General features: G+C 71.3%; 10 protein-coding genes. 8 read left to right on the forward strand and 2 right to left on the reverse strand.

From position 1 onward, the window contains the following. Positions 1-455: 455 nt before the first annotated feature. From ACGLYG10_RS01235 to ACGLYG10_RS01270, 8 genes are read left to right on the forward strand one after another with little or no spacing between them, the layout of a single operon-like run. The gene (locus ACGLYG10_RS01235; RefSeq protein WP_139240687.1) at positions 456-1,766 is read left to right on the forward strand and encodes a glycosyltransferase family protein; all 1,311 of its coding nucleotides are present in this window, start codon (positions 456-458) and stop codon (positions 1,764-1,766) included. Beyond that, on the forward strand, positions 1,763-2,980 hold the full coding sequence (locus tag ACGLYG10_RS01240) for a glycosyltransferase (protein ID WP_073327227.1): 1,218 nt from the start codon (positions 1,763-1,765) through the stop codon (positions 2,978-2,980). The genes ACGLYG10_RS01235 and ACGLYG10_RS01240 overlap by 4 nt, the downstream gene beginning before the upstream one ends. After that, positions 2,980-4,101, forward strand: a complete 1,122-nt coding sequence (locus ACGLYG10_RS01245; protein ID WP_073327228.1) for a glycosyltransferase family 4 protein — start codon at positions 2,980-2,982, stop codon at positions 4,099-4,101. The genes ACGLYG10_RS01240 and ACGLYG10_RS01245 overlap by 1 nt, the downstream gene beginning before the upstream one ends. Further along, a complete protein-coding gene (locus tag ACGLYG10_RS01250; RefSeq protein ID WP_073327230.1) occupies positions 4,094-5,959 on the forward strand; it encodes an ABC transporter ATP-binding protein in 1,866 nt (621 codons plus the stop codon). Before ACGLYG10_RS01245 ends, ACGLYG10_RS01250 begins: the two co-directional genes overlap by 8 nt. Beyond that, complete coding sequence (locus ACGLYG10_RS01255) at positions 5,946-7,148, forward strand: phosphotransferase family protein (RefSeq protein WP_073327231.1); 1,203 nt, start codon at positions 5,946-5,948, stop codon at positions 7,146-7,148. Before ACGLYG10_RS01250 ends, ACGLYG10_RS01255 begins: the two co-directional genes overlap by 14 nt. Then, a complete protein-coding gene (locus tag ACGLYG10_RS01260; RefSeq protein WP_073327233.1) occupies positions 7,145-8,230 on the forward strand; it encodes a phosphotransferase family protein in 1,086 nt (361 codons plus the stop codon). Before ACGLYG10_RS01255 ends, ACGLYG10_RS01260 begins: the two co-directional genes overlap by 4 nt. Then, complete coding sequence (locus ACGLYG10_RS01265; RefSeq protein WP_083565280.1) at positions 8,231-9,796, forward strand: sensor histidine kinase; 1,566 nt, start codon at positions 8,231-8,233, stop codon at positions 9,794-9,796. A 3-nt stretch (positions 9,797-9,799) separates the two neighbouring features. Further along, positions 9,800-10,462 carry a response regulator transcription factor gene (locus ACGLYG10_RS01270; RefSeq protein ID WP_073327234.1) on the forward strand — a complete coding sequence of 221 codons (663 nt, stop codon included), beginning with the start codon at positions 9,800-9,802 and terminating at the stop codon, positions 10,460-10,462. Between the two features lie 65 nt (positions 10,463-10,527). Here ACGLYG10_RS01270 and ACGLYG10_RS01275 read toward each other — a convergent pair whose 3' ends face one another. Together ACGLYG10_RS01275 and ACGLYG10_RS01280 are read right to left on the reverse strand one after the other, a co-directional pair. Further along, on the reverse strand, positions 10,528-10,947 hold the full coding sequence (locus tag ACGLYG10_RS01275; RefSeq protein ID WP_073327236.1) for a hypothetical protein: 420 nt from the start codon (positions 10,945-10,947) through the stop codon (positions 10,528-10,530). A gap of 59 nt (positions 10,948-11,006) precedes the next feature. Beyond that, positions 11,007-12,332 (reverse strand): glutamate-5-semialdehyde dehydrogenase, encoded by a 1,326-nt coding sequence (locus ACGLYG10_RS01280; RefSeq protein ID WP_073327237.1) that lies wholly within the window; start codon positions 12,330-12,332, stop codon positions 11,007-11,009. Positions 12,333-12,380 lie beyond the last annotated feature (48 nt).

A 12,380-nucleotide genomic window follows, 5' to 3' on the forward strand; every position in this document is an offset into this window, starting at 1 on the left:
GAGCCCGGTAGCGTCTACGCGTTGCACGTTCAACACCGGGAAGTTGTTCTCGTCCGCACGTACACGAGACCGTTTACCGGCACGTGCTTGTGCTGCTACACGCTGGCGGCGCCGGGAACTCCTTGACCCCGGTGATTCCGCCGTGGCGGGCGTGCCACAGCGTCTTGCGGGCCGTACTAACCAAGTCGCTCATGCGCGTCCTTCGCATCCACGAGTGCCGCGGCCGGCGGGGCACTGGCCTGCGGGTTGCGTACAGCCTAGACGATTAGCCGTCGGCCGCCCCACGCCTGCCGCAACCCGCACCTCACCGGGCCTTCGGCCGCGGAGCAGGCCGCGGGTCACAGAGCACGCAAGGGCACCTTAGAAAACTCTCATCGTTGTCTCACCGTCGCCTTCTGGGCGGGCGGGAGTCTTCTTTATGAAGTCGCCACCGGGCGACCGGAAGGAATACTCCCATGATCCGCCCACAGCATCTGACCCCGACCCTGACGGTGCCGCCACCACGGCCGGCCCCGGAGCCGCCGAGCCCGGCCATCCCCACTTCTACACGGGCCCTGGCCCGCCGGTCGGTGCCCCGCAACATCCGCGTCGTGCTCTACAGCCACGACGCCCAAGGCCTGGGTCACCTTCGCCGCAACCTCGCACTCGCCCACCAACTCGCCAACGAGCTGCCCGCGCTCACCGGCGCGTCGGTCACCGGCCTGCTGGTGGCCGGAGTGTCTCCCTCCCCCGGCTTCCCCCTGCCCGCCGGCTTCGACTGGCTGGTGCTGCCGGGCTTCACCAAGGGTGACAACGGATACCGCCCCCGCGGCCTGCGCGGCACCCCCGATTCCCTGGCCACGCTCCGCTCCGGGCTCGTCGCCAGCACACTCCAGCGCTTCGCCCCGCACCTGGTGATCGTCGACCGCCACATCTACGGGGTGCGCAAGGAGTTGCGCGCACCACTGAAGCACCTGCGCGCCACCTCACCCCAGACCCGGATCGTGCTGGGCCTGCGCGAGGTGCTGGACGCCCCCGAGGTCGCCGCAGCCGAATGGCGCAACCTGGACACCCCCGCCAACCTGCGGCGCCTGATCGACGAGGTCTGGGTGTACGGCGACCCCACCGTGCACAACCCCGTCACCACCGGCGAGGTCCCCATGTGCCTGCGCGACCGCGCCGTGTTCACCGGCTACCTGGCCAAGGGCCGCAGCCTGCTGGAGCGGGGCGTCCGGGCGCCTGAGGACCCGTTCGTCCTGACCACGGTCGGCGGCGGCTCCGACGGCCTCGAGCTGCTGCGCAGCGCCGTCCGCATGACCCCGCCCACCGGCCACCGGCACGTACTGGTCACCGGCCCACAGTTGGATGACGCCGGTTTCGACGCCGTGCAGGCGGCCGCCGGCCCGACCACCGAGGTGCACCGCTCCCTACCCGGGCTGAGCCGGTGGATCGAACGGGCCGCGGCGGTGATCGCCATGGGCGGCTACAACACCGCCTGCGAGATCCTGGCCACCTCCACCCCGGCCCTGATCGTCCCGCGTGAGCAACCGCGCCTGGAGCAGCTCATCCGCGCCCGCGCCCTCCAGGCGGTCGACGCCGTGGACGTCATGCGTACCACCGAGCTCACCCCCGAGGGACTCACCGCCTGGGCCGCCGGGGCCGTCACCCGGCGCATGCCCCGCACCGACTTGAACACCGACGGGCTGCCCGCCACCGCCCGCCGCGCCGCCGCCCTGCTGCGCGCACAACTGGCCACCACCCACGCACTACAGGAGATAGCCTCATGACTCGCATCGGATACGTGCTCAAGGTCTACCCCCGCTTCTCGGAGACCTTCGTGGTCACCGAAATGCTCGCCCGCGAGGCGCTGGGCGACGACCTGACCATCTACGCCCTGCGCCCCTCCACCGACTCCCGCTTCCACCCGGAGATCGCCCGCATCCGCGCCCAAGTCAACTGGGTGCCGCGCCCACGTCGAGCCATCGACATGTGGGAGCTGCTCGCGAACTCGGTGAACGAGCCGGACATGCGCACGCACCTGGCGGAGATCCTGCCGGCCGTGGCCGACCTGCCGGGCGACGAGGTCGCGCAGGGGGCGGCCCTGGCCCGCGCCGCCCGCGACGCCGGCATCACCCACCTGCACGCCCACTTCGCCTCCCTGGCGGGCCGCACCGCCTGGATCGCCTCCCAGCTGAGCGGCATCCCCTACACGGTCACCACCCACGCCAAGGACATCTACCACGAGTCGGTGGACCCGCTGTGGCTGCGCCGCATCTGCGCCGACGCCGACCGGGTGATCGCCATCAGCCGCTACAACGAGCGCTACCTGCACTCGGTGCTCGCCGGCACCGGGGCGCGCATCGAGTTGCGCTACAACGCCCTCGAACTAGATCGCTTCCCATTCCGCCCGCCCGCCCCCGCCGACGGCCCGCTGCACGTCGTAGCGGTCGGCCGGCTGGTGGCCAAGAAGGGCTTCGACGACCTCATCGACGCCGTCGGCATCCTCACCAAGGCCGGCATTCCGGTCGTGGCTGACATCGCCGGCGAGGGCGAGGAACGCGACTGCCTGGCCGGGCAAATCACCGCTCTGGGACTGGGAGACCGAGTCAACCTGCTCGGGCCGCTCACCCAGGCGGAGGTGCGCGCCCTGCTGGGCCGCGCCCAGGTGTTTGCCGCGCCGAGCAAGCCCGCCGAGGACGGCAACATCGACGGCCTGCCCACGGTGGTGCTGGAGGCGATGGCCTGCGGCACGCCCGTGATCGCCACCGACGTCACCGGCCTACCAGAGGTCATCCGCGACGGCGACACCGGAATCCTGCTGCCGCACAGCGACCCGCAAGCACTCGCCCGGGCTCTGCGCGAGTTGGCCGAGGGCACCGTCGACGCCGCCCCGCTGGCCCGCAATGCCCGCGCCCTGATCGAGCGGGACTTCGACTCCCGCGCCCAGGCGGCCGTGCTGTCCGCCTGGGAGTCCACCCCCGAACTTCAGGAGGTTCACTGATGCGTATCGCCTACATCTGCACCGACCCGGGCGTGCCGATCTTCGGCGCCAAGGGCGCCTCCGTCCACATTCAGGAGGTGGTGCGCGCCCTGCGCCGCGCCGGCCACGAGGTGACCGTCTACGCGGTGCGCCGCGGCAACCTGGTGCCCGCTGAGCTGGCCGACCTGCCCGTGCGCATCGTCCGGATCGATGCGGCCGACGCCGCCGCCCGCGAGCGCGCCCAGGCCGAGGCCGCCGCCCTGCTCGCCCAGCAGGTGCGCGAGGACGGCGCGGACCTGGTCTACGAGCGCTACTCCCTGTTCTCCACCGCCCTGGCCGACCTGGCTGGCGCCGGCATTCCCGGAGTCCTGGAGGTCAACTCACCACTGATCGACGAACAGCGCCACCACCGCACCCTGGTGGATGAGGCGCGGGCCCGGTCCGCCCTGCGCGCCCAGGTGCGTGCCGCCCGCACCACCGTATGCGTCTCGGAACCGGTGCGCCGCTGGGTGTGCGGGCTCGTGGACGCCCCGCGCGCCGTCACCATTCCCAACGGCGTCAACCTGAACCGGCTGCGCCCCTCCCCGGAGGACCCGGACGCCGTGATCGTCACCTTCGTGGGCACGCTCAAACCGTGGCACGGCGTGGCGGACCTGCTGCGGGCCGCCGCCCTGGCCCGGGAGGACTGGCGTCTGCGCATCATCGGGGACGGCCCCGAGCGCGAGGCCCTGCACGCCCAGGCGGAGGAACTCGGCCTGGAGGTTGACTTCCGGGGGGCGCTGGCGCCGGACGACGTACCCGCGGCACTGGCGGGCAGCGCCATCGGCGTGGCCCCCTACCCGGACCTGGGCGGGGAGGATGAGCAGTACTTCTCCCCACTGAAGGTGCTGGAGTACCTGGCGGCCGGACTGCCGGTGGTCGCCTCCGCCGTCGGCCAGCTGCCGCGGCTGCTCGACGGCATCGGCGTCCTGGTGCCGCCGTCGGACCCGGCCGCCCTGGCCGCCGCCCTGGACGGGCTCGCGATCACCCCGCAGCTGCGTGCCCGCCGCGGCGAGCTGGGACGGCGCCGGGCGGAGAAGCACCACGGCTGGGACGCCGTCGTCGCCCAGATCCTCAACCAGGCGGAGGTGCAGCATGTCTGAACCCCAGATCTCCCGCTCCGCGCTGAGCCGCACCCTGCGCCTGGTCGCCCCGGACCTGCGCCCGCAGGTCCGGCTGGTGGCCGGCGGCACGGTGGCGCTGCTGGCCGAGGTGGTCTTCCGGGTGGCCGAGCCGTGGCCCATGAAGATCGTCATCGACTCGGTGCTGTCCTCGCTGGGTGCCGAAACCGGCTATGCGCCCGCCAACCTCGCCCGCCTGCTCGGGCTGGGGGCGGCGCTCATCGCGATCGTCGCCATGCGGGCGCTGTGCAACTACCTGGCCACCGTCTCCTTCGCGCTGGCCGGCTCCCGCACCGCGATCGCGCTGCGACGCCGCGCCTTCCACCACGTGCAGACCCTCTCCCAGCAGTTCCACTCCCGCAATCGCTCCGCGGACACGGTGCAGCGCCTCGTCTCGGACGTGGCCCGCATGCAGGACGTGGCGGTGACTGCGGGGCTGCCGCTGGCCGCCAACGTGCTCACCCTGACGGTCATGCTGGGGGTGATGGTGTGGCTGGACCCGCTGCTGTCGCTGGTGGTGGTGGGCGCGATCGTCCTGTTCTTCCTGACCTCCTCGGGCAGTTCGAAGAAGATCACCTCCGCGGCCCGCCGCACCCGCAAGTCCGAGGGGCACCTGGCCAACACCGCCCAGGAGGCGCTGAGCACCATCAAGGTGGTGCAGGCATATGGCCTGGAGCCGATCGTGGAGGACCGCTTCGTCAACGCCAACCAGACCTCCCTGCACGCCGGTGTGCGCTCACTGCGCCTGGCGGCGCGCCTGGAGCGGACCACCGACGTGATCGTGGGCCTGGCCTCCGCGGTGGTGCTGGTGGGCGGTGGTCTGCGGGTGCTGGCCGGGGCAATGACCCCCGGCGACCTGGTCCTGTTCAACACCTACCTGCGCACCACCATGAAGCCACTGCGCGACATGGCCAAGTACACCGGCCGCATCGCCCGCGCCGCTGCCTCCGGGGAGCGGGTGGCCAACCTCATGGACGTGAGCCCGGACATCGTCTCCCCGATTGACCCGGTGCCGCTCGGGCACGTGCGCGGCTCCTTGACCTTTGAGGACGTGGTCACCGAGTACGACGGCCACGAGATCCTGCACGGCATCAACCTGCAGATCAAGGCGGGCGAACATGTGGCCATCATCGGTCCGTCCGGCTCCGGCAAGTCCACCCTGACCTCCCTGGTTGTACGAGCGATCGACCCGGTGAACGGCAGAGTGCGCCTGGACGGACACAACCTGACCAGTCTGGACCTGACCGAGCTGCGCTCGCATATATCGGTGCTGCATCAGGAGGCGGTCCTGTTCGCCGACACCATCCGGGAGAACATCCGCATGGGCCGTCCCGAGGCCACCGACGCCGAGGTGGAGGCCGCCGCGGTGGCGGCCGGGGCGCACGAGTTCATCACCTCCCTGCCCGACGGCTACGACACCATCGTCGGCGAACGCGGCGGCACGCTATCCGGCGGCCAGCGCCAACGCGTCGCCATCGTGCGGGCGCTGCTGCGCGACGCGCCCGTCGTGATCCTGGACGAGGCGACCACCGGCCTGGACCCGACGTCATCGGCGGCCGTACTGGACGCCGTCGACCGGCTCTCCCGCGGCCGCACCCTGCTGGCGGTCACCCACGAGACCGAGGTGGCCATGCGCTCCGACCGGGTCATTTGGATCGAGGACGGCCGGGTCCGGCTCGACGGCACCCCGCAGCAGCTGCTCGACGAGTCGCCGCTATTCAAGGCGTGGGCCGCCGCCGGCGCCGCCCAGCAGGAACTGCTCACCAGCGTCAAACGGGAACCAGCCCGGGACAACAACCGGGCCGACGACCTGAACGGGAGGACTCATGTACGTCAGTAGCACGCGCAGCGCCGTCGACATGGTGCTCGCCCCTGACCGGCTCAGCGAGCTCGTCGGAGCACCGGTACGGGCCGCACGAATGCGCATTAAACCGGGAGTATCGGTGACGGTGTCCCTGCTTCGGGCCGACACCGGGCGCAGCGCGGGCTGGGCCCGACTGCTGTGGCCGGGCAGCCGGGTGAAGGCGGCCAAGGCCGCCCGCCGCGCCGACCGGCTGGGAATGCGCACAACGCAGCGGGACACCGGCGACGGCCTGCTGTTCCAAAGCGGAGAAGTGGCCGCCGACCCGGCACTGGTGAAGCACACCGCCGCGGCCCGCGACGCCGATCTCCTGGGAGCCCTGGAGGGGAATCTGCTGCGTTACAACCCGCTGCGCCGCCTGGTGGTCCGCACACCCGGTGGGGTGGTGCGGGTCACCGCGGCCTCCCAGCGACGGGTCAACGCCCTGCAGGACTTCGCGTCCCGGCATGTGCCGGTCCCCCCGCAGTTGCCCGTCCCGGATCCACCGGGCACCGGGCACGTGAGTATTCAACGCTTCGTCGGCGATACCGACCTGAGCCGCCACCACGATCAGACGGCCACCGCCCGCGCCGGCGCCGCCCTAGCCGCCTTGCACGCGGCCACCACCGCGCTACCCGAGGCACTGCGGCGGAACCTGGAGAGTCTGGTCCCGGACGCCGAGAACCCGGCGCTGGTGCATACCCGCATACTGAACCACCTGGACCCGACGCTCGCCGCCCGGGTACACCGCCTGGGCGAGGTCATGCCCCGGCAGCCGTGGGAAGAACCGGTGTTCATCCATGGGGATGCCTCTCCCGATCAGGTGCTCCTGGACCGGAGCACCGGCCGGATCTGGCTCACCGACTTCGACCGGGCCCGGCTGGCGCCGGCCGTCGTCGACCTGGGCTCCTACCTGGCCATGGCCGACTCCTCCACCGCCCTCGCCCTGCTTGAGGGCTACGCCGACGCCGGCGGCCGGGTCCCTGGCGACGACCAGCTGCGGCAGGCCGTCGCCCGAGCCCGGTTGGAGCGCCTCCAGGATCCGCTGCGCCATGGCGACCCCCACTGGCGCCGCCGAATCGCCGCAGAAATCGACCGTATCGAGGCTCTGCTCGACGCGTCGCCCGGTCGCGCCGGGTGGGGGTTCGGGAAGAACCTGCACTGCCGGCAATCGCAGGAGGCATCATGAGCACCGGTGGGGAAACCCGTACCACACCCGCCCAGGAGAACCCGCAGCCCGTCATTGCCGCGCTCCGGGGGCTCGCCGGGTGGGAGCGCGCCTGGCCGGACAAGGACCGGGGCCTGGTTTTCGAGTGCCGGGACTCCTCGGGGCGTTTGCGGGCTGGAAGGATCCATGTGACCGGAGAAGTGGAGACACTCGCCTACGCCCAGGATCCGGCCCTGCCAAGCCTGTCCCCACTGCTGGTGGCCCCGCACGCCGAAGGGCGCCTGGTGGTCCACCGTGCGGGGCGCCGCGCCGTCGTCATGGGCGCTGACCGGGTGCACAAACTGGTGCGCGCCGGGAAGGCCGCGAGACTGGCCGACCCGCGTTCCGCGCGTCCGTTCCTGCGGGCCGGCCTGCGCACCGCCGAAGTTCTGGACCGCTCCGCCTCCAGCGTGGACCTGGAACTGCTGCCTGGCCGTTCCCTCCATGACTTGGCAGACGCCGGGCTGCCCGGGTGGGAGCGGCTGGCACAGCTGTGGCCCGGGGTCATCCGTCCCGAGACGCTGCCGGAGCACACCGGAACCGATGAGGCGGCGGTGCTGCAACGCTGGCACCGCCACGCGCGCAACCTGGGCGTGATCGACGTCATCGGAGCCCCGGATGGAGTCGGCGCGGCTGTCGACCGGGTCTCCGCCCTGCTGCGGCAGCCGGGAGACCCGCCGGCCGCCTCCCACCGGGACTTGCACGACGGTCAGCTGCTGTGGGACGGCACCACCCTGTCACTGCTCGACCTGGACACCGCCGCTCTGGCGGAACCCGCCCTCGACCTGGGAAACCTGGCCGCGCACGTGGACCTCGCCCGCACCCAGGGGCGCCTCGGCACGGCAGCGCACACGCACATCCGTCGGCTCCTGGAACACCTGGGGCGAGACCTCGCATCTGCATCCAGGCTGTCGGTCTACTACCTGGCTTCGCGACTGCGGTTGAGCTTCGTACACGCCTTCCGCCCCGGCGCACAGTCGTGGCTGCCCGCCTGGACGCGCGAGTCCCTGTGCCTGGCCGCCGCACCCGACCGGGCCTGGGCGGCCCGCACCCCGGGAGGATGAATGCATGCCCCGTTCGCCGACGGCAGGCGCGGCCACACCGGCGGCGCAGAGCATGGGCGGGAGCCGAACGAGGAGCGCGAACAGGGCCGCGGCGGGCACAATGGACGCGTGAAGGTCACCGCCCCGTTCTCCCGGGCGACCATACGCACCCGGATCATCTGGACGATCATCCTGGTCGCCTCGGTCGCTCTGGCGACCTCCGGCGCCGCCGTGTGGATGCTGGATCTGCGCTCCACCCATGCGGACATCGACGACCGGCTCGTGCTCACCCGCCAGGAACTGCGACGCCTGGCGGATGATGGCATCGACCCGACCAGCGGGGAGCCGCTGACCGACCCGGCCCAGACGCTGCGCGTCTACATGGAGCGCTCCGTCCTGGGCTCCGGGGAGGGGCAGCTCGGCATTGTCGACGGCGCCGTGCAGTGGGTGTCGGCCGAGGGCGTCCGGCTGCGCCCGGAGGACGATCCCGAACTGGTGGATCGGCTACTGGCCGGAGCGGACGCGGACGTCTCCTCAATCTTCACCATCGAGACCGCCGACGGACGCTACCAGGTGCTCACCGTGCCGGTGACGGACGGAAACACAACGGCCGTCCTGGCACGCGTCGTCGACCTGAACGCCGCCGAGGCCGGCCTGTGGCGCACCATGCGCATGTACGCCTCCGCGGCGGCCGTGACCATGATGCTGGTGGCGGCGCTGGCTTGGTTGGGCATCGGACGGCTGCTGCGTCCCATCTGGGAACTGCGCAACGCCACCGAGTCGATCGACGAACGCGATCTGACCACCCGGGTGCGGGTGCGCGGTCATGACGACCTGTCGGCGCTGGCGGCCGCGGTCAACCGCATGCTGGACCGGGTGCAGCGCGCGGTGGAAGCCCAGCGGGAGCTGCTCGACGACGTCGGCCATGAACTGCGCACCCCGATAACGGTGGTGCGCGGTCACCTTGAACTCATCGACCCCGACGATCCGGATGACGTGCGGCAGACCTCCGAGCTGGCCCTGGACGAGCTGGACCGGATGGGCACGCTGATCGACGATCTACTGGATCTGGCACGCAGTACGCAGAGCGACTTCGTCACCCCCGAGCCCACCGACATCGAGGCGCTGACGCTGCAAGTATTCGACAAGGCCTGCGCTCTGGGAGACCGGGATTGGCAGCTGGGAGGGTGTGCCTCCGGGACGGCCGTGCTCGACCCGGCGCGCATCACCCAGGCCTGGTTGCAGCTCGCGGCGAATGCGGTGAAGTACTCCGAGGAGGATTCGCGGGTCGCCATCGGCTCGGAGATCAATGGGAGTGAGCTGTTCCTTTGGGTCGAGGACGAGGGCATCGGGATAGCCCCGGAGGATGTGGAGCGCATCCGGCTCAGGTTCGCCCGGACCGCTGAGGCCACGCGCCACGCCTCCGGGGCCGGCCTCGGCCTGAGCATCGTGGAGAGCATCGTTGACGCGCACGACGGCCGACTCGCAATCTCCTCCGAGGTTGGGAGAGGATCTGTGTTTACGCTGCGCATTCCCCTGACAACCGTTGGCGAGACACGGTCGGCGCAGCAGAAGGAGTCGGATTAAGACATGGCCACTGTACTGATTGTGGAGGACGAGGAGCGCATCACCTCGTTCCTGACCAAGGGGCTCAAGGCCGCCGGCTTCGTCCCCAAAGCCGTCAACAACGGTGCGGACGCCGTCGAGATGGCTCTGCTGGGCGACGTGGACATAATCCTGTTGGATGTGGGTCTTCCGGACATCGACGGCTTCGAGGTGCTCGAGCAGCTGCGCGGCCAGGGAGTGACCACTCCGGTCATCATGCTCACCGCCCGCTCCTCCGTGGCCGACCGGGTGGCCGGGCTCGAGGGCGGCGCCGACGACTACCTGCCCAAGCCCTTCTCCTTCGACGAGCTCGTCGCCCGGATCCGGCTGCGGCTGCGCCCCCGCGAGGCGGCACCGACCGAGCGGGGGGTGCTGGAGCACAAGGACCTGGCACTGGACATTCACACGCGCCGGGTGCGGGTGGACGGGGAGTGGGTGGACCTGTCGGCCCGGGAGTTCGCGCTCGCCGAGATGTTCATGCGGCACCCCGGGCAGGTGCTCAGCCGGGAGCAACTGCTGGCGAATGTGTGGGGATTGGATTTCGATCCGGGCTCCAACGTGGTGGACGTGTACGTCTCCTACCTGCGCGGCAAGCTCGGTAAGGGCCGGCTGGAGACGGTGCGCGGCGTCGGCTACCGGCTCACCTGAAGCCCGCGGCCCTGCGTCGGGCCGCCACCTCGCCCCGGCAGTAGGCGCGATCGGAGGCCGACCGGTCAGTCGTCGTCCTCGTCGCCGTCATCGTCGTCTCTGTCATCGTCGTCGGAGTCGGTGTCAGAGCTGCTGTTCGAGCTGCCGCTGTTGCTCGTGGTGCCAGTGCCGTAGCCAGATCCGGAGCCTCCCTGGGGCGAGACGTTCTGGGGCGGCGCCTGCTGCACCACCTCGGGGGTGCCATCGTCAACGCCGTCCGAGCCGCTGTCATTGGCGTCGTCGTCGGAGTCCGGAGGCGGCGTCATCAGGGGTCCGGCGCTGCGGCCGACCTGGGCGGTCGTGGTGGCTGCCGGGGTCATGGCGATGCCGGGTTCGTCGTCGAGGCCGGCGGGACGACGCAGAATCAGGATGGCCACACATACGAGCAGAACGGTGGCCGCGGCGGCGACGAGCACCGCCAGCGGTCTGCCTCGGTCGGGGTTCATGGCTATTGCCTCCTGGTGCTTGCCCCCCGGCGCCGGGAAGCGGCGGGGTGAATATCGGGTCAGGGGCGCACGTGCCCCGCCCCCTCGACGACCCACTTGGTGGTGGTCAGCGCCGCCAGGCCCATGGGGCCGCGGGCGTGGAGCTTCTGGGTGGAGATGCCGAGTTCAGCGCCCAGTCCCAGTTGCCCGCCGTCGGTGAAGCGGGTGGAGGCGTTAACCATGATGGCCGCCGAGTCGACCTGGCTGACGAACTGGTTCATGGCGGCCACGTCCTGCGTCAGGATCGCCTCGGTGTGTCCGGTCGAGTATGCGGTGATGTGGGCGATCGCGTCGTCGATGGTGTCGACCACTCGCACCGCCAGGTCCAGGCTACCGTATTCGGTCTCCCAGTCCGCCTCGGTGGCGTCCACCAGCAGCTCCGCACGGCCCTGGGCGGAGGCCTGCTCCTCCACGCAGGCGCGGGCGGCGGCGTCGGCGTGGAGGGTGACGCCGCGCTCCCACAGGGCGTCCGCGGCGGCCGGCAGGTAGGCGGAGGCGGCGGAGCGGTGCACGAGCAGCGTCTCGGCGGCGTTGCACACCCCGACCCGCTGGGTCTTGGCGTTGACGATGATGTCGACGGCGGCGGCCAGGTCGGCGGCGGCATCCACGTACACGTGGCAGTTGCCCGAGCCGGTCTCGATCACGGGCACGCTCGACTCCTCCACCACGGTGCGGATCAATCCCGCCCCGCCGCGCGGCACGAGCACGTCGATCAGGCCGCGCGCATGCATGAGGGCGGTGGCTCCGGCGCGGCCGGCCGGGTCGATGGTGGTGACCAGGTCGGCGGGCAGGCCCGCCGCCGTCAGGGCGTCGCGCAGCACGGTGATGATGGCGGCGTTGGTGTCCGCGGCCGCGCTGCCGCCACGCAGTACGACGGCGTTACCGGATTTCAGGGTCAGGGCGGCCACGTCCACGGTGACGTTGGGGCGGGCCTCGTAGATCATGCCGACCACGCCGAGCGGCACGCGCACGCGCCGCACCCGCAGCCCGTTGGGCAGGGTCTGCCCGTCGACGATCTGACCCACCGGGTCGGGCAGGGCGGCGATCTCGCGCAGGGAGTCGGCAATGGCGGCGATGCGGTCGCCGTCCAGGGCGAGGCGGTCGATAAGTCCCGGCTTCATGCCGGCGGCGCGGGCGCGTTCGAGGTCCCGGGCATTGGCGGCGAGGATGAACTCGGCGCGGGCGGTCAGGGCGTCGGCCAGGGCGTGCAGGGCGGCGTCCTTGCGCTCCCGGTTGACGCCGGCCAGGGCGCGCTGGGCCTGGCGGGCGGCTCCGGCGGTGGTGGCGACCAGGGCTTCGGCATCGTTGACGGAATCGTTGGCGGCATCTACGGGTGAAGTCGTCATGACACCAGACTGTAGTCCCCGCCGCGCCGTGCGGGTAGGCGTGATGCG

It is taken from the genome of Actinomyces glycerinitolerans (assembly GCF_900098745.1).
GTDB lineage: Bacteria > Actinomycetota > Actinomycetes > Actinomycetales > Actinomycetaceae > Actinomyces > Actinomyces glycerinitolerans.

What these genes read in the sequence shown, in the direction of transcription:
- ACGLYG10_RS01260 (WP_073327233.1), top strand. Translation starts at nt 7,145, where the DNA reads ATGAGCACCGGTGGGGAAACCCGTACCACACCCGCCCAGGAGAACCCG.
- ACGLYG10_RS01235 (WP_139240687.1), top strand. Translation starts at nt 456, where the DNA reads ATGATCCGCCCACAGCATCTGACCCCGACCCTGACGGTGCCGCCACCA.
- ACGLYG10_RS01270 (WP_073327234.1), top strand. Translation starts at nt 9,800, where the DNA reads ATGGCCACTGTACTGATTGTGGAGGACGAGGAGCGCATCACCTCGTTC.
- ACGLYG10_RS01250 (WP_073327230.1), top strand. Translation starts at nt 4,094, where the DNA reads ATGTCTGAACCCCAGATCTCCCGCTCCGCGCTGAGCCGCACCCTGCGC.
- ACGLYG10_RS01275 (WP_073327236.1), bottom strand. Translation starts at nt 10,947, where the DNA reads ATGAACCCCGACCGAGGCAGACCGCTGGCGGTGCTCGTCGCCGCCGCG.
- ACGLYG10_RS01245 (WP_073327228.1), top strand. Translation starts at nt 2,980, where the DNA reads ATGCGTATCGCCTACATCTGCACCGACCCGGGCGTGCCGATCTTCGGC.
- ACGLYG10_RS01265 (WP_083565280.1), top strand. Translation starts at nt 8,231, where the DNA reads ATGCATGCCCCGTTCGCCGACGGCAGGCGCGGCCACACCGGCGGCGCA.
- ACGLYG10_RS01255 (WP_073327231.1), top strand. Translation starts at nt 5,946, where the DNA reads ATGTACGTCAGTAGCACGCGCAGCGCCGTCGACATGGTGCTCGCCCCT.
- ACGLYG10_RS01280 (WP_073327237.1), bottom strand. Translation starts at nt 12,332, where the DNA reads ATGACGACTTCACCCGTAGATGCCGCCAACGATTCCGTCAACGATGCC.
- ACGLYG10_RS01240 (WP_073327227.1), top strand. Translation starts at nt 1,763, where the DNA reads ATGACTCGCATCGGATACGTGCTCAAGGTCTACCCCCGCTTCTCGGAG.